The 20463-nt window shown below is 58.9% G+C and carries 18 protein-coding genes, 3 tRNA genes and 1 pseudogene; 11 read left to right on the top strand and 11 right to left on the bottom strand.

The features are described from left to right. The 8 genes from tssM to C2E15_RS03490 all read right to left on the bottom strand — a co-directional run bounded on the left by tssM (position 1) and on the right by C2E15_RS03490 (position 9775). Complete coding sequence (gene tssM, locus C2E15_RS03525; RefSeq protein ID WP_104956153.1) at positions 1-3621, bottom strand: type VI secretion system membrane subunit TssM; 3621 nt, start codon at positions 3619-3621, stop codon at positions 1-3. A 3-nt stretch (positions 3622-3624) separates the two neighbouring features. Continuing rightward, positions 3625-4863: a DotU family type VI secretion system protein gene (locus tag C2E15_RS03520; protein WP_104956152.1), complete on the bottom strand. Its 1239-nt coding sequence runs from the start codon at positions 4861-4863 to the stop codon at positions 3625-3627. 22 nt (positions 4864-4885) lie between these two features. Continuing rightward, on the bottom strand, positions 4886-6229 hold the full coding sequence (gene tssK, locus C2E15_RS03515; protein WP_104956151.1) for a type VI secretion system baseplate subunit TssK: 1344 nt from the start codon (positions 6227-6229) through the stop codon (positions 4886-4888). Positions 6230-6241: 12 nt separating this feature from the next. Next, positions 6242-6766, bottom strand: a complete 525-nt coding sequence (tssJ, locus tag C2E15_RS03510) for a type VI secretion system lipoprotein TssJ (protein WP_104956150.1) — start codon at positions 6764-6766, stop codon at positions 6242-6244. A gap of 27 nt (positions 6767-6793) precedes the next feature. Further along, positions 6794-7300, bottom strand: coding sequence for a hypothetical protein (locus C2E15_RS03505; protein ID WP_104956149.1), 507 nt, complete (start codon positions 7298-7300; stop codon positions 6794-6796). Between the two features lie 925 nt (positions 7301-8225). After that, positions 8226-8906, bottom strand: a complete 681-nt coding sequence (gene yjjG / locus C2E15_RS03500; RefSeq protein ID WP_104956148.1) for a pyrimidine 5'-nucleotidase — start codon at positions 8904-8906, stop codon at positions 8226-8228. Between the two features lie 46 nt (positions 8907-8952). Beyond that, entirely contained in the window at positions 8953-9393 is a 441-nt protein-coding gene (gene rimI, locus C2E15_RS03495) for a ribosomal protein S18-alanine N-acetyltransferase (protein ID WP_104956147.1), read from the bottom strand. Continuing rightward, entirely contained in the window at positions 9362-9775 is a 414-nt protein-coding gene (locus tag C2E15_RS03490) for a DNA polymerase III subunit psi (RefSeq protein WP_104956146.1), read from the bottom strand. Before C2E15_RS03490 ends, rimI begins: the two co-directional genes overlap by 32 nt. Positions 9776-9882: 107 nt before the next feature. Between C2E15_RS03490 and rsmC the strand changes: the two genes are divergently transcribed. The 4 genes from rsmC to C2E15_RS03470 all read left to right on the top strand — a co-directional run bounded on the left by rsmC (position 9883) and on the right by C2E15_RS03470 (position 11385). Continuing rightward, entirely contained in the window at positions 9883-10914 is a 1032-nt protein-coding gene (rsmC, locus tag C2E15_RS03485; protein ID WP_104956145.1) for a 16S rRNA (guanine(1207)-N(2))-methyltransferase RsmC, read from the top strand. A 151-nt stretch (positions 10915-11065) separates the two neighbouring features. Further along, a tRNA-Leu gene (locus tag C2E15_RS03480) sits at positions 11066-11152 on the top strand. Between the two features lie 34 nt (positions 11153-11186). Continuing rightward, positions 11187-11273, top strand: a tRNA-Leu gene (locus C2E15_RS03475). Positions 11274-11298: 25 nt separating this feature from the next. After that, positions 11299-11385, top strand: a tRNA-Leu gene (locus C2E15_RS03470). Positions 11386-11917: 532 nt separating this feature from the next. On the opposite strand, the gene C2E15_RS03465 is transcribed toward C2E15_RS03470, so the two are convergent. After that, entirely contained in the window at positions 11918-12202 is a 285-nt protein-coding gene (locus C2E15_RS03465) for a DUF1435 family protein (RefSeq protein ID WP_104956144.1), read from the bottom strand. 241 nt (positions 12203-12443) lie between these two features. Here C2E15_RS03465 and C2E15_RS03460 point away from each other — a divergent pair, with 241 nt between their 5' ends. Continuing rightward, the gene (locus tag C2E15_RS03460; protein WP_104956143.1) at positions 12444-13547 is read left to right on the top strand and encodes a diguanylate cyclase; all 1104 of its coding nucleotides are present in this window, start codon (positions 12444-12446) and stop codon (positions 13545-13547) included. Positions 13548-13702: 155 nt separating this feature from the next. Here C2E15_RS03460 and C2E15_RS21565 read toward each other — a convergent pair whose 3' ends face one another. Then, entirely contained in the window at positions 13703-13867 is a 165-nt protein-coding gene (locus C2E15_RS21565) for a hypothetical protein (protein WP_167391825.1), read from the bottom strand. Positions 13868-13912: 45 nt separating this feature from the next. Between C2E15_RS21565 and fhuF the strand changes: the two genes are divergently transcribed. From fhuF to C2E15_RS03440, 4 genes are all read left to right on the top strand, one after another. Further along, entirely contained in the window at positions 13913-14716 is an 804-nt protein-coding gene (gene fhuF, locus C2E15_RS03455) for a siderophore-iron reductase FhuF (RefSeq protein WP_104956142.1), read from the top strand. 95 nt (positions 14717-14811) lie between these two features. Continuing rightward, the gene (locus C2E15_RS03450; protein ID WP_104956141.1) at positions 14812-15270 is read left to right on the top strand and encodes a YbaK/EbsC family protein; all 459 of its coding nucleotides are present in this window, start codon (positions 14812-14814) and stop codon (positions 15268-15270) included. Between the two features lie 186 nt (positions 15271-15456). Next, complete coding sequence (locus C2E15_RS03445; protein ID WP_104956140.1) at positions 15457-16023, top strand: DUF2946 family protein; 567 nt, start codon at positions 15457-15459, stop codon at positions 16021-16023. Between the two features lie 44 nt (positions 16024-16067). Then, entirely contained in the window at positions 16068-17474 is a 1407-nt protein-coding gene (locus C2E15_RS03440) for a PepSY-associated TM helix domain-containing protein (protein WP_104956139.1), read from the top strand. 52 nt (positions 17475-17526) lie between these two features. Here the strand turns inward: C2E15_RS03440 and C2E15_RS03435 are convergent, their stop codons facing one another. Next, complete coding sequence (locus C2E15_RS03435; RefSeq protein WP_104956138.1) at positions 17527-18774, bottom strand: acid phosphatase; 1248 nt, start codon at positions 18772-18774, stop codon at positions 17527-17529. Positions 18775-19237: 463 nt separating this feature from the next. Here C2E15_RS03435 and C2E15_RS03430 point away from each other — a divergent pair. Both C2E15_RS03430 and C2E15_RS03425 read left to right on the top strand, forming a co-directional pair. After that, positions 19238-19731, top strand: a pseudogene (locus C2E15_RS03430) (glutathione peroxidase). Between the two features lie 174 nt (positions 19732-19905). Further along, positions 19906-20460 carry a histidine phosphatase family protein gene (locus C2E15_RS03425; RefSeq protein WP_104959065.1) on the top strand — a complete coding sequence of 185 codons (555 nt, stop codon included), beginning with the start codon at positions 19906-19908 and terminating at the stop codon, positions 20458-20460. Positions 20461-20463: the final 3 nt, after the last annotated feature.

Genomic DNA, 20463 nt, shown 5'->3' with positions numbered 1-20463 from the left:
TTATGGGCATGCAAAACCAGGAAGCTGGAACGGGTTACGTATGCTGTTCGGCGTAAACTCCAGCGTAACGCGGTGGCCATCGACGTTAAATGTCGCCTGACGGCTCAGGCTATTGCCGCCCGCCGCCAGCATCGCACGGTCAAAGAAGCGGTTCAGCGCCCAGGCGCCGTTGGTCACCAGCGTTGAGGTGGTGCCGTCTGCCATGCCCAGCTGCATGCGCACCTGACGGGTGCCGCCGCTACCGGGCCAGCTCATCAGCTGCACTGCCTGCGGGCCGTGGCTATAGCGCAGCAGCTGGCCGTCCACATCGAGCGTCAGGTTGAGAATATCGTTATCCATACGCACAGTGCGGATGGTGACGCGGAACGACGGCGTCGTTGCGCCGTTAGCGAAAAAGGCGTCGCGGATACTCTGCGCCTGCTGGAAAGGCCGCAGCAGCGCCTCGCCGCCCGGCAGGCTTTTGCCATCAATGCCCGGCATAAAGCGCCAGCTTGAGCGGGTGGTGTCGACCTTGTTCGCCAGATTGTCGCGGAAGAAGCTGTCCATCAGGCCGGTGCCCGGTGCGAACATGCGCGCCAGATCGTCCGGGGTGACTTCGCTGCGTCCGTTGCGCGCCAGCGGATAGCGTCCGGCAATCGCCTGGCGGCAAAAGCTGCCGACCTCAACGTTAATGCGCTTGCGAACGTTTTCCATATCGCGGCGCTGGGCGTCGCTGCTGGCGCCGACCGCCAGGTTAGTAAACATATTTTGCAGCGAGCCGGGCAACCGTCCGGCGCTGGCCTGCAGACGGCCGATCGCTTCGCCCGCCGGCGGCGGCATCCCGCTGTTGGCGGCATCCTGCACTGCGGTCAGGTAGCGGTAAAGCTCATCGATCTGCTTGAGAAAATCATCGAACACGATGGTTCTACCGCCCTGCTCCAGCGGCTGAGCCAGCTCAATCACCGGCGCGTAATGTTCGGTGACACGCTGTTCCGGCGTTTGCTGCGCCCCCGCCGTTTGCGTGGGCTGGCGCGAGCGGAACAGCGCTTCCAGCGTACGGGTGGCGCTGTTACCCTGCTCGCCCGCCTGTTGTGGCGTTTTCTCCGTCGGCAGCCGCTCCAGCATCAGATAGCGGCTCAGGTTCATTACCAGCTTGCGCAGCGGCGAGCTACTGCCGGAAAGCAGCCGCGCGCTGTTGATACGCTGCGACAGATCGGCACTGCTGTTGAGCTGAATATCGCTCAGCAGCCCATCCCAGCGGCGCATGAAGTCTTCCATATAGCGCTGGCGCACCGCATTGTTCGTCTGCTGCTTATCCTCATCAGCGGTCGCGCCGCCCAGCACCCAGACGTCATCTTTATGCAGCGCGGCGGTGACCATATCGATATTTTTATCGAAGCGGTTCCAGTAGCCATCCGGGGTAAAAAGCCCGGGGATCCCTTCGCTCACCGGCTTGCCGCTTTTGCGAGTAAACACTAACTCGCTTTGCGGACCGCCCAAATCGACCAGAGAAACCGACGGCAGATTTTCATCCTGTTCCAGCAGGCGTCTGAGTCGGCCATAAACGCGGCCGGACAGCGGCATCTGATTAATCAGCGCCTGCTCGCGCTTTACCAGCGCATCGTCGCGGGCGTAAGGCGAGGCCTGAATCTGAGTTTCCAGCAGCTGTGTCAGATGGCGATCCAGCTGGCTTATCTGTGCCTGAGTCACATTCTGCGGCAGATTGCGGCGCACGTTCAGCATCACCCAGGCATGCAGAAATTTGCCGTCATAGTGCTGCGGCTGATAGAGCATCTGGTACGCCTTCAGCGCCTCATAGCTATAATCGGCGTCGCTGCCGTTGTCGCTGCGCAGCCAGCCGGTTATCAGCTGGGCCACCTGCGGCAGCAGCAGCTGCTTCAGCGATTTTTGATAGAGCGTTTGGGTCGCATCGCTGACCTCAACGCCGCGATAAAGCCCCATGCGACGCGTTACCGGCGGATCGTTCAGATCGAAATCTTTGCTTTCCGGCAGGGTCAGCACGCTATTCAGGAACGGCAGCAGCGCAAAGAGATCGCTTTCACCGCCCGACTGCAGGTTTTTACTCTGTTCGGCGACGCCCGGCACCTTCGCCTGCACTTCCTGCAGGTAGCTTTTGTTGTTGCCGTAGCTGGTCAGCCACAATACCGAGGCCACAATCAGCAGCGCCAGCAGACCGGCGTAGCCGGACCACAGTACGGCGCGGTTGCGCAGTTCCCACCAGCGGTTGCTGCCCGCCAGCCCCGCTTCCTGAAAGATAACGTGAGTCAGCAGATCCTTCAGGAAGAAACTCTGGCCTTTGGCCGCCGGGATCGGCGCCTCTTTGCGTACGCTGTCCCAGGCGCCACTGTCGCCGCCCTGCTCGCCCGTCTGCGGCAGATGCAGCGCGCGGCTCAGCTCGCCCATTACGCGGTCAAAAGGCAGGCCTTCCTGGGTGCCGCTGGCGAAATAGATGCCGCGCGGCGAAAACTGGGTTTCGAAATTGGAGCGGGCAAACACGGTGTTGAGGTAGTCCGCCAGCAGCGGACGCAGCGCGGCGAACTCCTGCGGGAACAGGTAGCTTTCCGCCCGCGCCTGCGCGTCGCTTTCCATAATCAGCGTATCCGCCAGGCCGGCGTCCAGCCGCTGCTGCAGCAGCGCATATTCCTGACTAAAGGCGCTGGCAAGATCGAAATCGGCCAGCTTCGCCCGCTCCCACGGAAAGGTGAAGCCCCAGATCTGCTCGCGCTGTGTCTTATCCAGCTGAGAGAAATAGGCGCGGAAGCCTTTCAACAGATCCGCCTTGGTCACCAGCACATAGACCGGAAAACGGATGCCCAGTTGCTCATGCAGCTCCGTCAGGCGCTGGCGCAGATTCAGCGCCTGCTGTTGCGACGCCTCCGCCGACTGCGTTAACAGATCGGAGACGCTGACGGTAACGATCACGCCGTTGATCGGCTGGCGGCCGCGATATTTACGCAGCAGGTCGACAAATTTCTGCCACTCGCTGGCGTCCTGCGCCTGCTGGCTCTCCTGGGTGGTGTAGCGTCCCGCGGTATCGAGCAGCACCGCCTCATTGGTGAACCACCAGTCGCAGTTACGGGTGCCGCCGATGCCGCGCAGCGCGGTCTTGCCGAAGCGATCCGCCAGCGGAAACTGCAGGCCGGAGTTAACCAGCGCGGTGGTTTTGCCGGCGCCCGGCGCGCCGATGATCACATACCACGGCAGCTGGTAGAGATACTGACGGCTAAAACGCTGCGCCCAGAACGGGTTGCGGCGGTCGGCACGATTGAAGTGCGCCTTTTTCAGCAGCTGCGACGCTTCATCGAAACGTTCGGCCAGCACCTGCTCTTCATTGGTCAGCCGTTTACGATCGCTGTCCACGCCCGGCTCGCCGTTGCTCAGGCTGCCCATCAGCTTGCGGTTGATCCAGGCGTTGTACAGGCGCGGCACCAGATTGCTGAGACCCCAGACCAGGTAGAGCAGCCCGATACTGATCAGGCGGTTCTGCTCCGATTCCAGCGGACGCGAATCGACGATGGAAAAGACCGGGCCGATAACCCAGATGATAAAGGAGAGCGCGGTGATGCCGACGAAGCCCCACATCAACCGGCTGGTTATAATGGAAAACAGTATGTTCAGCATCTGTCAGTTCCCTTGCTGCAGTCCGTTCAGCTCCGCGCGCGTATTATCGGGCGAAACTAACAGTGTGATCTCCACCCGGCGATTGCGGGCGCGGTTCTCAGGCGTCGTGTTCGGCACCAGCGGGTTGGTTTCGCCGCGGCCTTCCGCCTTCGCCCGTTCGGGTTGCGACAGATGTTTTTGCAACATTTCCTGCACCGACTGCGCGCGCGCCAGCGACAGCTCATAGTTAGAGGCGAAACGGGCGCTGCGGATTGGCACATTATCGCTGTAGCCGGTGACCAGGATCTTGCCGCTGACGTTATCCATCGCCTGTGCGATGCGGTCGATCACCGCCTCGTAGCGGCCGCGTACCGCAGTAGAGCCCGAGGCGAACAGACCATCCCCTTTCAGCGTTACTACGCTCTGGTCCGCTTCGTCGCGCACTGCCACCAGCCCCTGTTCGATCTCCGGACGCAGGAAGGCGCGCAGGTTCAGCACCGCAGGCGCGCGCGGCGCCGGGTTATGAATGGTCACTTCCGGCAGCGGCGTCTGGTAAACCGAGGCCAGCACCGGGCTGGTCACATCGCCCAGCCGCCAGTTGAGAATGATATAGAGCAGGCAGGCGAGGAAACCGGCCAGCGCGGCGCAGGCCCACAGCGGCACCACCGGACGCCACATTTTCCGCGTAACCGGCTGATCTTCCGGATGCGGCGACAGCGGGGGCGGATAGCCGCCGCGCACGCCGCGGATCATCTGCAGCAGGCGCTGGCGGATGGTCTCCAGCTGCGAGCGGCCGTTATCCAGTACGCGATAGCGCCCTTCAAAGCCCAGCAGCAAACAGTAGTTGATCAGCTCCAGCAGAAAGAGATGCTCGCGCGGATTTTGCGACAGCTTCGCCAGCAGCTGAAAGAACTTCTCGCCCCCCCAGGTTTCGTTGTGAAACGTCACCAGCAAACCGTTGCCGGGCCAGACGCCGCGGCTGCCCCACGGCGTCAATGCCGCCGCCTCGTCCAGCGCGGTGCAAAGACAGTAGCGCGCGCCGACGATCACTTCGTACGGCAGGCCGGCGCGCTGGCTGTTTTTTTCAAAGTGGCGCACCTGATCGATCAGGCGCTGACGCAGCGCGGCCGGATCGTCATGCGTAACGGAGTGACGGATCTGCGGGATTGCGTTAAGCAAAGGATTGGCGGCGGCGACCAGCGGGTTAGTACTACTGGCGCCGGAAAAGGCGGCATCGCTGCCGGTAAAATGTCGTTCCTGCATGGTGAGCGCTCATTCTAACGTTTCAGACGGACTGGCTGCGAATTGCCCAGAACTCCATATCCAGGCCGGGGAACTCGCCCGCCAGATGCAGCGCAAACGCGCCCGACCTTTCCATCTCTTTCCATAGCTCTCCGCCCTTCTCCAGCTCGAAATAGCTGTAGCCGGCGTGCCAGGGGATCTGCGGCGGCGCGGTCGGCATTGCGCGCAGCACCATGCCCGGCAGCTGAAGCTGCACCAGATCGCGGATTTTGGTTACCGGCGCCACTTTCATCTGCGCCGGGAAGTGCGTTTGCAGCGCCTCGCCCGGCACGTTGGCGCGCACGGCCAGTACGAAACCGAATTCGCGCACCATTGACGCCTCCGGCACCGTCGCCACGTTCAGGCCGTGGGAACGCTCGGTCAGCGGCAGCTGCACCGCGCTCTCTTCCATCACCAGCGACAACCCCTGGCGCAGCAGCAGCATCAGTTTGCTGAAGCTGCGGGCGATATCGTCATGGTCGTAGACCGGCAGCGCGGCATCCGGCGAGCGCTGCGGCGTCCAGGTCGACAGCTCGGCGGCGAATGCCAGCCAGTGGCTGAACAGCTGCTCGGGATGCAGCAGCGGCAGATTTTTCAGATGCGACACTCGCCCCAGGTGATGGTTGATCAGCGCCAGCAGCATAAAATCGACCATCTCGGCGGTATTAAAGCGGCCGGGCTGACGCAGGCGCTGGCCGATCTGCTGGCTGCGCTGCGCCAGCAGCCCGTGAATATCATTCATATAGTCAAACAGCAGCGGATGGTTGATGGCGTTCAGCATCGGCGGAATATAGCTGGCGTCGAGACGCAGCTGTTTATCGCCGCGCTTTTCAATCACGCGCGCCACGCCGATGGCGGTCCATTCGGCGGTCAGCTCGCTTTCCAGCATCAGCCGCAGGCGCAGCTTGCCGAACTGCACCGCCGCCGGGCCGATGGAGAGGGCGTTAAAGTCATCCACCTCACGCTCGAAGCTGAGATAGCGCGCCAGTGAATCGGCCGACTCGCTGAAAATCACCTCTTCGCGGCCATTGCGGCGCGCCGGCAACGCCAGCACGACATCGACATTGCTCTGGTTATCGGCAATCTCCAGCGGCGCGGGCGCCTGGCGGGGATCCTGAAACGCAAAGTGCGTGCCGTCCGGCAGCAGGCCACTGGCGGCGCTAAGGGCGATTTTGCCCTGACGCAGCATCGCTTCGTCAAACTCCAGGCTGGTAAAGCCCCACAGGTACGAACGCTGAGCGGCACCCCAGTCGCGCAGGGTACTTTGCAGGTGGCTTTCCGATTGCTGAAAGTGATGCGGGCGCAGGAACATGCCTTCGCTCCAGACCACCTTTTCTGCTTTGTTCATAATGGCTTTCCGTTATTCCGCCGTTGACGCGGACTTGCCTGCGGCGCGTACGCCGCTGTTATCGACGACGATGCTGGCCTGCAGCGCATCCGCCGCCGCCTGCCAGTTCGCGTCTGAAGAGGAATCGCCCTGGGCGGGCAGCGCTAACGAAAGGCGCCACTTTTTGCCGTTGAGGGACTGATATTCCGCCATCACGCCGATATAGCGCGCCTCGGGCGTGCGTTCTACGGTAAGGGTTTTCTTGCGTTGACCTGGCATCAGGAAGAACTGCTCGCTATTGAGCAGGTTGCCGCCCAGCACGGTTTGCGCGCCTGTCTGCAGCGAATAGAAATCCGCAGACATGAAATCGGCGTCCGATTTCAATAACAGCACGCGCAGCTTCAGCGGGGCTGAATCGTTAACCGGTGGGTGCGCCTGAAATAACAGACTGTAACGGGAAGGATCGCTGCGTGAAGATGAGATACAGCCTGCCAGCAAGGTAAGCGCCGTCAGGAAAAGCGCCTGCTGACACAGGCGCAAAAAGTTTCGTTGTTTCATAATGGGTTACCCATTACTGACACGTTATTAATCGATGATCCATGTGCCGCTGTTGCTGTTCTGGCACGCTTTGCTGTCGCCATCCACCGCGACGCAGGTTTTCTTCTTCGCCGCCGAGGTACTGCGGATGCGTTTACGGCGCTGATCCGCCTTGACGGTATCCTCGTAAAGCGCACTTTTCACCACGGCGCGCAGCGGCACGTAACCAATCAGCTGATCCTGATCTTTATCGGCGATGGCGAACCAGTTGTTCTCGACGCTGCCCAGCACGGTATAAGGCTGCGCGTTCTCCAGATGACGCACCACCTTGCCGCCGAAATCGGGACGGCTCATCACCGAGGCGTTATAGAGCGCGCGATACTCTTCATTCACCGGCGAGAAAGTGCGCGGCGGCGTAATGGCATGGCGATAAGTCAGCGTGACGCCGTCGACGGTGCTGGTGACGATGGTGTCGTCATTGACCGGCGGCGGCGACTTACAGCCCGCAACGCCTAATACAAAAAGCAGACCTAATGCGATTCGAAGTTTCACCATGATCCTCATGTATTTATCCCGATTAATTAACAAAAAATGGATGACACCGCGCAACGGCGGCGCGCAGGCCGCAACAGCATGCGGCCAGCTAAAGAAAAAAAGGATGTAGCGGTGGCCGGCCGTACCAGTTAAAAGCACAGCGATACGCCATTTTCGGCCTTTGCCGGCTAACGGCGCGATTTACAAATTATTTTCGTGTTTGGATTGTGTTACATCACCGCAAATGCACGATTTGCTTAACATAACAGAAGACGGGTGACCGGAAACGCAGCATGCGTCGTCCTGACGGCGAGCAAACCCTGAAGTTTCCTCAACCATTGCTTATCGTCCCTGATGGCATTCCTGGTATTCTCTGGTGAACAGTTCTGACTCTCCGCGCCTGCGGCGCGTCGCGGCATAATGTGCGTGGCGCACAGCAGCCTGAATCAGAAAAAAAAGAAAAATGATTAAAATTCAATCTTTATTTAAGCGGGGGTTTAGCCATTGCTACCGCACGAGATTGCATCGCAGATCCCGGGGCGGTTTTTGTTATCTATTGGCTGTCCTGTTTCGCGCAAGTTTACATAGTCTTTGCGATAATTCAACGGGGCGGTAGCAAACACATTTATATTAGTAAAGCTTAATTAATGAGGCTATCACAAATTCTGAATATTCCTAATATTTTCTATAGGAATATTCTTACAAAATATCAGACAAATTGTACTTAACGCCTCAGTTACCCCCAGAAGTGACAAAAAATCGTCACCTGACGGAGCAAAATTTTTTTCTTAACTGGATCTGATTTTGGTTAATTGCTGTACAAAAAACCGGTTCCAAAATTACGCTTCCAGATAGCATGCTGACATAACGTAAATCAGCAATAAAAAAGGCGGCCAGATGGCCGCCCTCACAGTAGATATATCTAAAAACCGGTGGTTTCTAAAACTTAAGCAAACAGAATGGATTGCAGCTCATGCAGCGAACTCACTTGCCAGTCCGGGGTAATCGCTTCAGGTTTTTCTCTGCCATCCGCGTTCAGCCAGCAGGTTTTTAGCCCGGCGTTGATGCCGCCCAAAATATCTGAATCAGGATTATCGCCGACCATCAGCACCCGCTCACGCGCTGGATGCTCCATCTTTTCCAGCGCGTAGTTGAAAATCGCCGGATGCGGCTTGGCGTGACCAACCTGTTCCGAGATAACCAACAGATCGAAGTAGTCGCGGAAGCCGGTGCGTTCCAGGCGTACCTGCTGCAGCGCGGTAAAACCGTTGGTGATGATGCCCATTTTGACTTTGCCTTTCAGGGCGTTCATCAGGTTGACCGCGCCTTCCAGCGGCACGCACACCTCGCCCATGGCGGAGAGAAAACCGGTGTTCAGCGTGTCCGGCGTGACGTTCAGCTTCTCCGCCCAGCCGGTGAAGCGCTGATGCTGTAGCTGCAGCGCGTTGATGGCGCCGTTTTGATACTCCACCCACAGCGGTTTATTCACCGCCTGATATTCGTGGTAGTCCGCGGTAGTGAAATCGACGTTATACGCTTTGAATAGCCGTTGCAGCCCGGCAAACGCATCAAAGTGAAACAGCGTGTCATCAGCGTCAAAAAGGATCCAGTCCCACTTTTCCAGCATAGTTTTCTCCTGTTACGGTACTTCAGGGCAGCCCGCGCGCCAGCGTTTACAGGCTGAGCGCCATAATCAGGGCATCTTCCCTGCCGTGATGTGCCGGATAATAGTTGCGGCGCACCGATACTTCATTAAAACCTGTCTGTTCATACAGGGCGATCGCCGCCTGATTGGAGGCGCGCACCTCCAGCCATAAGGTAAAAATATCACGCTGCTGCAGCTGTTCGATCAGATGATCCAACAAGGCTTTGCCCAGACCGCGGCGCTGATAAGCCGGGTCGACGGCGATATTGAACAGCGTCGCTTCATCCAGCACCCATTGGGTGATGGCGAAAGCAACCATCTGGTCGTCAAGATCCAGGCGGTAGTTGAGATAGCGTTCGCCCTGGTTGCTGGCGAACGTCGCCTCCGTCCACGGAAACGCGTGGCTGCGTCGCTCAATAGCGAGCGCCTGCGGCAGATCATTCGGGGTGAGTAAAGAAATCGACATCATATTCACAAATTTGTCGCCAGAGCGCGCGCTTCGCCTGGGCATCGAAATAGAGCGCCTCAAGCGGCGGCGTGGAGAGTTGCGGACCCGGCTGCGTAACCGGCGCGTCGGTGCCCAACCGCCAGCTGGCGCAGGGCCTGTCGTCGGGCAGCATCGCAAGCTGTTCCGGCGTAATGCTCAGCGTCTGTTGCGGCGCTATCGCCATCGCGCGCAGTACGTCGCTAACCAGCGGGTCCCCGGCGGCGGGCGGAATATCCGCCACAATCAGCAGACGGGTATCCGGCGGCAGCGTAATGGCGATTTCGCCCTGCAAGGCGCGCGGACGCCGCAGCTTATACTGCGTAATGCCCATTTGCTGTAGTAGCCAGTCACGTCTGGATGACATAGAAATTCCCGTTACGCCCTTATAATGCGCCGCTATGCTAGCAAACCCATCGAACATGCGCCAACAAACCACTATACTCTGCGCTCTGATTTCTGAGGAGCTACCTGATGTCTGCTTTTACCCCGGCGAGTGAAGTGATCCTGCGCCACAGTGATGAATGGCAAGCGCGCCGCGTGCTGTTTGCCGGCGATTTGCAGGATGACCTGCCCGCCCAGCTGGAAACCCAACTGAGCCGCGTTCATACGCAATATTATCATCACTGGCAATCATTAAGCCGCAGCATGGGCGACCGCGCGCAGTTTGGCCTGGTGGCGACGGCGGACGCGGTAGCGGAATGCGACACCCTGATCTATTACTGGCCGAAAAACAAGCCAGAAGCGCAGTTCCAGCTGCAGAACCTGCTGTCGCTGCTGCCGGTCGGCAGCGATATTTTCGTTATCGGTGAAAACCGCAGCGGCGTGCGCAGCGCCGAAGGTATGCTGGAAGCGTGGGCAACGCTGGATAAAATCGACAGCGCGCGCCGTTGCGGCCTCTATCACGGCCGTCTGACGCAGCAGCCGGACTTCGATGCGGACGCCTTCTGGGACGAATATCAGCTTGACGACTGCACCATCAAAACGCTGCCTGGCGTTTTCAGCCGCGACGGTCTGGACGGCGGCAGCGCGCTGCTGCTCTCCACCTTTACGCCGCATACCAAAGGCAAGGTGCTGGATATCGGCTGCGGCGCAGGCGTGCTGGCGACGCTACTGGCGCGTCAATCGCCCAAAGTGCGTCTGTGGCTGACCGACGTTGACGCCGCCGCGCTGGCGGCCAGCAAGGCGACGCTGGCGGCGAACCAGCTGGAGGGCGAGGTGTTCGCCAGCAATGTCTATTCCGATGTGACGGGCCGCTATGACATGATCATCTCTAACCCGCCGTTCCATGAAGGCATGCAGACCAGCCTGGAGGCGGCGCGCACCCTGATCCGCGGCGCGGCGCAGCACCTGAACACCGGCGGCGAATTGCGGCTGGTGGCGAACGCCTTCCTGCCCTACCCGCAGGTGCTGGATGAGACGTTCGGTCAGCATGAAGTGCTGGCGCAGACCGGTCGTTTTAAAGTGTATCGCGCCGTCTGGGGACGCGCCGCCCGCGCGCGCTAAGCGGCAAAGCGGCGATTAAATCGTCACTGACCGGGGACATGCTGTTTTTTACAGCAATCGCAACAGAGTCGCGAAATATCTGTTGACGTCCCCGGTAAAAATCTCCAGAATTCGCCTCCGTGGTCGCCGTGCTGTAAAGCATAGCTGGAACGCGAAGGTGGCGGAATTGGTAGACGCGCTAGCTTCAGGTGTTAGTGTCTTAACGGACGTGAGGGTTCAAGTCCCTCTCTTCGCACCAAAGACCACGAAAATTCATATCGCACAGCATCTGCGCGAAGGTGGCGGAATTGGTAGACGCGCTAGCTTCAGGTGTTAGTGTCTTAACGGACGTGAGGGTTCAAGTCCCTCTCTTCGCACCATGCGGTGATATGAAGACAATGTTATGCGAAGGTGGCGGAATTGGTAGACGCGCTAGCTTCAGGTGTTAGTGTCTTAACGGACGTGAGGGTTCAAGTCCCTCTCTTCGCACCAATATTGTCACCCTTCAGCTTTCCCTCTGCATTATCCCGTTATCAGTTCTCTGCTTCGATGGCGTATTTATCGCGCTGACGCCAGCTTTGCCTCTCTGTTTTTTTGCCTGTGCTTACCGTATAGCTCTCTGCTTTGCAGAGTTATCTTCACCCTTGCTGCCTGGCCTCTCAGTTTTATCTGTGCGCTTATCGCGCAGCTCTCTGCTTTATATTCACGCTTACTGCCTGGCTTCTCAGTTTTACCGGTGCCCTTTCGCGTGGTTTCCTGCGTCATATACACGCTTATCGCGTAGTTGCTCAGTTTTACCGGTGCCCTCTCGCGTGGTTCCCTGCGTCATATGCGCGCTTACTGTGTAGCCTCTCCGTTTTACCCGTGCGCTTACGAATAGCTGTTGCGTTAACTATCCCCTGTCGCTGCTGTTGGGCATCTGGCGCCATCCGTTTATCGCTCAGGCTGCCCCGTCGTCTGCCCTGGCACGATACCCGCAACAAGGAGGCGCCCCGGGCTTTGCATCAGGCGCCTCGCCCTGTTATCACAGACCGCCGGCGTTTACCGATACCGCTGCCAACACCCCCGCCAGCGCGATACAGGAAGGCAACAGGATAAAACGCCGCAGCCGATGATGGATCAGCATCACCAGCGTCAACAGCAGCGCGGCGACCAGCAGCCAGCGCCACTGGCTGAAAGAGAGATGGATTGACGCCACCACCGGCATCAGCGCGCCGGGCAGGATAACGCCCCACGCACTCTGCAGCCGCTTCCCCATTGCCCAGCTTACGCCCCACAGCCCGCAGGCCGCCATAATCGCCATCAGCATATCCGCCACCCACTAAATGATAATGATTACCAGTAGCATATGATAACTCTTATCATTTTGCACTTATCTTGTGTTGAATCTTTATACACAAGGATGACAGACCAGTTATAAAGTGGTAAATTGCCAGGATTATTCTTATTCCCATAAGCATATAAAAACAGCTCAACATCATTCCCAGAGTAACTTCTTTTACTGTGGCAGTGGCGCTTTGATTTTTCAGGGCCGTACCGAGTGTATAACAATGAAATTACAGACATATGAAGAATTGCTTCACAGCAAATATCGCCTGTCGTTGATGCTTTTTCTTTTCCTGAACATGGCAACATCACTTTTTTTTATGTTACCGATAAATAAAGGTGAGAATCTGACATTTTCTTTGCCAGCAACGCTTATTGTAACGTTAAGTTTATTCCTGCTGGGCGCAACCCTGCTTAAGCCGGTTACGCCCAGGCCAATATTATCCGTTACGGCTTTTATTATGGGTATATTATGGGCGTGGCTGATTCTGCATAAAAATGCACTTATTTTTTATTTTGACGGCAGCTTTCTTTTAATCAGTTTAATGACCATTTTCTTTATCAGCGCCATCTCGCTGAATGAGCATCTGCTGGCGTTTTGCCTGCATATCATTCCGCCCGCGCTGATGGTACTGGTGCTGGATCGCGGCCAGCATTCGCTGACGTTGCTGTTCACCATCGTGCTGCCGCTGCTCGGCTTTACGCTGCAAAACCTGATGCAGCGCCGCAGCGATCACTTTACGCGTCGGCTGCTGTTTCAGCTGTATGAAGAGAAGCAGACCTTCAGCGACCTGAGCATGCTCGACCCGCTTACCGGGCTGTATAACCGGCGCGGCCTGAAGAACCGGCTGGAGAACATTCTGGAAAACCATGCCGGCAGCCATTTCGTCATGCTGCTCGATATCGATAATTTTAAAGCCTATAACGATAACTACGGCCACGCCATGGGCGATCAGGCGCTGGCGCGCGTCTCGGCGGCGATCAGGGATGCGGTGCGCTCGCGCGACGTGGTGACGCGCTACGGTGGCGAAGAGTTTCTGGTATTAATGACCAACGTAAACGCCGCTATCGCTATGCGGCTGGCCGAGCGCATTCGTCAGCATGTGCTGGACCTGGAAATTCCTCACCGCTTTAATCACCGTGTTTCCACCCAGGTTACCATCAGCGCGGGTATTGCGCCGATATTTGAAGAAGATGCGGAACAGGCGATCGCCAATGCCGACCGGGCATTATATGTTGCGAAAAATCGCGGCAGAAATACCATTCTTTCCTGGGAAGAAGTTTGTGAAACAAACCGGTTAGCACAGCCGGCCGATTTAATTCAGTGATAAATCATCGATTGCCGATATCACTATTCAGGCGCCATTAATAATGCTGCTTAATTCAAATTAGTTTAACGCCGCTGTTTTATCGTGGCGCATTCTCTGACGCCAGCAACATTAATCACAGCGCGCGCTCCACCGGCGCGCTTTTCTTTATTAATTTATTTTAACCGGCCCGGCGTTTCCCCTTCCGGCACGCCGGGCTGCGCGCCATTAATCCTGATGTTATACAAGGTTATTTGATTTTCCGTGCCGCCCTGGTTGATGCTTTGTTCTGCTGCTTGCCACCTCTTTTCTTCCTGGATACAATCAAGAACGATTATCATTTGTTTTCTTATCTACATTCAGCAGTCGTTCACACAGGAAGCCCTATGGCTATTGTTACGCGTCAGGCTTATGAATACGGTTCCTCTCCGGTCATCTTTATGCAGAGCGATGCCACGCTCAGCACAGCGCTGCACGGCCTGTTCAGCGAACATCGCGCCTGGTTTCTCGACGTCCTGCGCTTTACCGCGCCCGGTGAAGCGGCGCCTGCTGATACGCTGACGCAGCACGCCTGGTCGCAGAGCGCGCACTTCACGCCGCTGCTGGCGCGCTACGCCGATGAGATCTACCGTAATCATCCTGATATGACGCGTGAAGCGAAGCCGCTACAGTCGCTATGGGCGCAGTGGTATTTCGGCCTGATCGTGCCGCCGATGATGCTGGCGCTGGTGATGGAAACGCGCGCGCTCGACTGTTCGCTGCACCATTTCCACCTGCAGTTCCATGAAAGCGGTCGCCCGGATAAGTTCTGGATCGATGCCCATGAAGATGAAGAGGCGCGTTACCTGAATGCGCACCAGCGCATCGACCGTATGATCCAGCGCCACCTTATCCCGGCGGTAGAGGGCATTGAGCAGCACGGCGACATCAACGCCAGGCTTATCTGGAATAACAACGGCTACCTGATGCACTGGTTCCTTAGCGAAATGAAAAGCTGGGTGGACGAAGCGACCCTGCTGACGCTGGAGCATGCGCTGTTCTTCTCGCGTCATCTGCTGGACGGCAGCGACAACCCGCTCTACCGTACGGTTATCCCGCGCGACGGCGCTATGCAGCGTCGCAGCTGCTGCCAGCGCTATCGGCTGCCGGCGGTCGACCGCTGCGGCGACTGCACCCTCAAGCCTGTTTAATTCCTCTCCAGCGGCGGTGCTTAACCGCCGCATAACATTTACAGATCCCATTGGTTATGGCAGCTTTATCACCTTCGTTTATTGTGGAGAGCAGCATGAGCCTGGAGTCTGTACGGCAGTTTTTTGCCGAGCGCGCCCCTGAAATCGCCATTATCGAACTGAATCAGAGTACGGCAACCGTCGATCTCGCCGCTAAAGCGCATGGCGTTGTTCCGGGTCAAATCGCGAAAACCCTGTCGCTGAAGGTCAGGGATCGGGTCATTCTGATTGTCACCGCCGGCGACCTACGTCTGGATAATCGTAAATTAAAAGAAACGCTGGGTGCCAAAGCGCGCATGCTGACCACCGACGAGGTGCTGAACTGGACCGGTCATCCGCCCGGCGGCGTCTGTCCGTTTGGTCTGGAGCATCCGCTGCCGGTCTATTGCGATATCTCCCTGAAGCGCTTCAGTGAAGTGCTGCCGGCGGCGGGCGCAACCCACAGCGCGGTACGCATCTCGCCGGAACAGATGGCAGCGTTAACCGATGCCGAATGGGTCGACGTCTGCCAGTAAACCACAGCCCTTCCCCATTGGCGGGCAGCGACAGCGCCCGCCGCTATACGCCGCAACGGGCGGCAGAGGCTGCTGACCCGTGCGCAAAGATCGCTTTCCTGTTACGCCTTTCTGTTATGTAAAAAAGTTATTTCTCTTCCTGCGCTTCGCGTACAATTACGCCGTCATTTTCTAACAGGATGATTCGTGTCGCTGATCCACTTTGCCGTAGCCCGCAGCCGCTTGCCCGCCTGGCTGGCGTTACTGGCTATGCTGCTACTGTTTGTCGCACCGGTGATTTCCAAATCGCTGATGGCGCAGCGTGGCTATGGGGAAGCGATGATGTACCACGGCCCTGGCATGATGATGATGCACGGCGATGGCATGATGATGCATGGCAATGGCGAGGCGATGGCCCATGACGATACCGCCATCACAACGCCTCACGTCGCCGCGGTAACGACGCATGGCGATGCCGCCATCACAGCGCATAATGATGCCGCGATAACCCAGCATGGCGCTGCGCGTGTATCCTCTTTTGCGCCGCCGCTCCAGAAACACCACCCGATGTCGATGATGGACGACAGCGCCTGCGGCTACTGCGTCTTGCTGATCCATCTCTCTCTTGATTCCGTTCGCCTGCCTGAACTCTGGACGCTGCTGCAGGCGGCGATCCCTGCCGCGCCGCTTCAGCTGCAGCCCTTTGTCGCCAGCTGGACGCCTCTCTGGTTCCGTCCGCGTGGGCCGCCGGTTAACGCCTTCTCTCCCGTTTAACCCAGCCCATTTTTTATCGCCCGCACGCGGGCAAAGGAACCATGATGTCGGAAAAAATCGTGCCGACGGCATCGGCACACGTTGAAAAAGCGCAAAGCAGGCAGGCTTTCCTGCAGCTGATGCGTCGTTTGCATTTCTCTGTCGGCCTGTTTATCGGCCCCTTTATTTTTGTCGCCGCGCTAACCGGCGTTCTCTATGTCCTGACGCCGCAGCTGGAGCAGTATCTCTATGCGCAGCAGCTGACGACCGCGGCATCCGGCCCGCCGCAGCCGCTCTCCGCGCAGGTCGACGCCGCGCTGCGCTACGCCGGCGAAGAGGCCGTTATCGCCGCCGTACGTCCCGCGCCGTCAGCGACGGACACCACGCGGGTGATGTTCCGCTTCGCCGGCAGCGCGCCGTCGGAAAGCCGCGCGGTATTTGTCGATCCCATTACGCTGCACATCCGCGGCGACCTGACGGTCTACGGCACCAGCGGCATCCTGCCGCTGCGCACCACCATCGACTATCTCCACCGCAGCCTGCTGCTGGGCGATCTCGGCCGCAACTACAGCGAGCTGGCCGCCAGCTGGCTGTGGGTCGCCGCGCTGGGCGGCGTACTGCTCTGGGCGACGCAGCGCGCGCCGAAGCGCGCCGGACGCGGCAATGCATCGCACACCGGCCGTCTGCTGCGGCTGCGCGCACTGCACGGCACGCTGGGCGTGACGCTATTGATCGGCCTGCTGTTCTTTTCCGCCACCGGCCTTACCTGGTCGCGCTGGGCGGGCGACAACATCAATGTGATGCGCAGCCATTTCGGCTGGCTGACCCCGGCGGTTAACACGCAGCTTGATGGCGCGATGCCGCCGATGATGATGGATGAACATGCGGAGCATCACGGCCATATGATGCATCACGCGCCCGATGCGCCGCTTAGCCCGAGCCAGTTCGACCGCGTGCTGGCCGCTGCGCGCGCCAACGGCATCGACGCCGCAAAGCTGGAGATCCGTCCCGCCGCTCAGGCGGACCGGGCGTGGATCGTCAGCGAAATTGACCGCCGTTGGCCGACGCAGGTTGATAGTGTGGCGGTCAATCCGCACACCTTCCAGGTGACGGATAAGGTGACATTCGCGCAGTTCGGCCTGCTGGCAAAGCTGACGCGCTGGGGCGTGGATGCGCATATGGGCATTCTTTTCGGGCTGGCGAACCAGCTGGTGCTGGCCTTTTTCGGTCTGGCGCTCTGCGTGCTGATTGCGCTGGGCTATCGCCTCTGGTGGCTACGCCGTCCCGCTCAGCCGCGCCATCATCCGGCACAAACGCTGATTCAGGCCTGGCGAGGCATGAGCCTCAGCCTGCGCTTTCTGCTGCTGGTGGTGACGGTCATCCTGGCCGTGAGCCTGCCGCTGATGGGCGTCAGCCTGGTCTGCTTCCTGCTGATCGATTTCTGGCGCTGGCGTCAGGCGCAACGCGCCTGATAAATGGGGGCCGGCGCGATGCCGGCCCGTTTTCGTTGTGAAAGCCTCTCACTCAGCGCGCCGCGGTGACCGCCTCATGCAGATTCAGGCGCTGCCAGAAATTCTGCTCGCCGCTGCCGCCGGAGAGCGGGTAGCCATCCGCCAGCGCGCTTTTTGCCATCAGCGCCCGCCGCTGCGCGGCGCTCAGCTGCGGCAGTACCGGCTCCAGCAGCACCTCCGCCCCTTGCGGCACGCTAAGCGCGGTTTTCGGCGCGTCCTGACGCGGCAGTTGATAGGTCATGGTAAAGCGGTAAAACCTCTTCATGGCCGGGTCGCGGTAAGGATCGTCCTGCGCCGGGCTTTGCGCGCACTGTGCCAGGCTGCCGCCGCATTCGCGCGTTAAGGCGCCGCGCAGCTCGCTTTTCGCCTCTTCAAATAACCTGCGCCAGGCGGGATCGTTCATATAATGCGCCACGTTACGCTCGGCGATCATCCGCGACCCGATCACATCCAGCGGGTAATGCACGCCCAGCACCACACGTGAATAGCCGTAGCGCGCGCCGCGATCGATTAACGGCACAAAGCGCTCCGGCAGCATCTCCGCCAGCAGTAGCGCATCGGTATAGCCGGTATTGGTATGGCCGCTGGGGAACGCGCCGCCGCTGGCGCCGTAAGGCTTGCCATCTTTTACGACCACATCGTCCGGCACCTGATGGATCTGATTGCCCGGCTGCAGGAAGGGACGCGGATAATGAAAATAATCTTTTGCGGCGGCGGTGCTGATCTCGCTCGCTTTGATCAGCGCGGCAGCTTTCGCCAGCTCCCCCTTCTCATAGGCGTTTAAAAACGCCTGGCCCAGCTTCGGACCCAGCGCATCGGCAAGAAAATAGAGATAGCCGATGCCCTCTGCATCGGCCAGCGCCTGCTGGCGTTCGCCGTGGGTGGCATCGCGGTTAATGCGCGTCACGGTCGCCATGCTCTGCGCTTTGACCGCCGCCGGCAGCGTATTAAAAGATTCAAGCAGGGCGATATCCGCCTGCTGTTGCTGCTTCACAGCGAAATCATAGCCGCTCGCCTTTAGCCAGGCGTTATCCGCGAGCGGCGCGCCCTGCTTCGCTGTTTCCAGCTCGCTACGCGTCAGCTGCGGCTTTGATCCCTGTAGCGTCTGACGTAACGCCTGCAGGCTGCGCGCTTCCAGCTGCGTAAAGGCCGCACTGTCGCTGGCGGGGGTGGTGGCATCGACAATCGCGGAAATGCGATCGAAGTCGGCGGCGGAGGCGGTGCCGCACAGCAACAGCAGGCTAAGCAGGGTCGGTTTCATCGCGTTCTTTTCCTTGTGAGTAACAAACTGATCGCCGTCAGCCTGAATCGGCGCGATGACAGTCTGATGACAGGAAAAGATTTGTAAAACTTCTCTGCAGGAGAGATGACAAGAGAGAAAAGCGTGCCTTGCGCTGTATACAGGCAATGCGCCTATGCCTGACTCTGTTCCCGTTATTTTCTGGCGCGGCTGGCTGTCGACAAACATTTCCACGGTAAAAGCCTTGCTGACTTGCCTCACGATACGAGGCCTCATCGCACGCCGGTGAGGGTTCAATGGTCGTTTTTGTGCCAAAAAAAGAGTGCTGGCTCATCTCACGATATATTGCCCGCGGGAGAGCAGGCCAAAAATTGCCGGTTACGGGTGCCTTGAGTGTGGCTTTTAACGCATGCCGTATGCCCCGGCCGTGATGCGCTGTGCGACAATGCCGGCATCAAACGGGTTTTGCTCTGAGGATGCTGACATGACGACCTTTTATCAACTGACTGCCACCAGTTTACGTGGCCAAACCCTCTCTATGGCCGACTACGCTGGCAAGGTCGTTCTGGTGGTCAATACCGCCAGCCATTGTGGATTCACCCCACAGTACGCAGGCCTGGAAGCCCTTTATAAAAAGTATGCCGCCCGGGGCCTGGTGGTGCTGGGTTTCCCCTGCAACCAGTTCGGTAAGCAGGAGCCCGGCGACGCCGACGAGATCGCGCAGACATGTCACATCAACTACGGTGTGAGCTTCCCCATGTTCGGGAAAGTGGAGGTCAACGGCGCCGCAACGCACCCGATATTTCGTTATCTGAAAGGGGCATTGCCCGGCATGCCGGGCGGGCGGATCAAGTGGAACTTTACCAAGTTTCTGATTGGGCGCGACGGTAAACCGCTCAGGCGTTTTGCTCCGCTCACCCCCCAGAGAAAATGGAAGCCGCAATTCTTGCGGCGCTTGAAAGCGAAGAGCTTCCGTAATTTGAAGCACTTCTCTTGAGAAATTGCCGATAAACAGCTTATCTCAGTAGCCGGCTAACTTCCGCTCTATACCGCCTGCTAACCGGCTTAATCGCTGATATGACACCCGGCCCGGCGATTGGCAGCCGCCGCGCTTCAGGCTATCGTTAGGTGAAACGTTTTTGCGAGAATAATATGACCATCATTTTGATGCGCCACGGCCGCCCGGCCGGCGTCTCTTCCCAACGCTGCTCCGCACGCGCGATGGCGGAGTGGGCCGCCGCTTACGATCTCACCACCATTGACGATGCGCCGCCGCCGCGCTGCTTCACGCTCGCCCGCCAGGCGGAGATTATCGTCGCTAGCCCGCTGCCGCGCGCTCATGCATCGCTGGAAAAACTGGGCCTGCGCGCCAGCATCACCGATCCGCTGTTTCGCGAAGTGGCGCTGCCGCTGCTGCCGGTTACAACGCCCGCGCTGCCGCCCGGCTTCTGGCTGCCGCTGCTGCGCCTGCTCTGGCTCTGCGGCTACGGCGGCTCGGTGGAGTCCTTCCGCCACGCCCGGCATCGCGCGGCGCAGGCCGCCAGCCAGCTGATCGCGCTCAGCGAGCGCGGCACCGTACTGCTGGCCGGCCACGGCATTATGAATAAGCTGATTGCGCGTGAGCTGCGCCGTCAGGGCTGGCTGGCGGAAAAACACGCCAGCAGCCGCTACTGGAGTACGGCGGTGTATCACCGCGCCTTCCTGTAGCGT

Origin of the sequence: Mixta gaviniae, assembly GCF_002953195.1 — a bacterium.
In the GTDB taxonomy this organism is placed as follows: Bacteria; Pseudomonadota; Gammaproteobacteria; order Enterobacterales; family Enterobacteriaceae; genus Mixta; species Mixta gaviniae.
The sequence above is the reverse complement of the archived record's forward strand: the minus strand, read 5'-3'. Positions and strand labels throughout refer to the sequence as shown.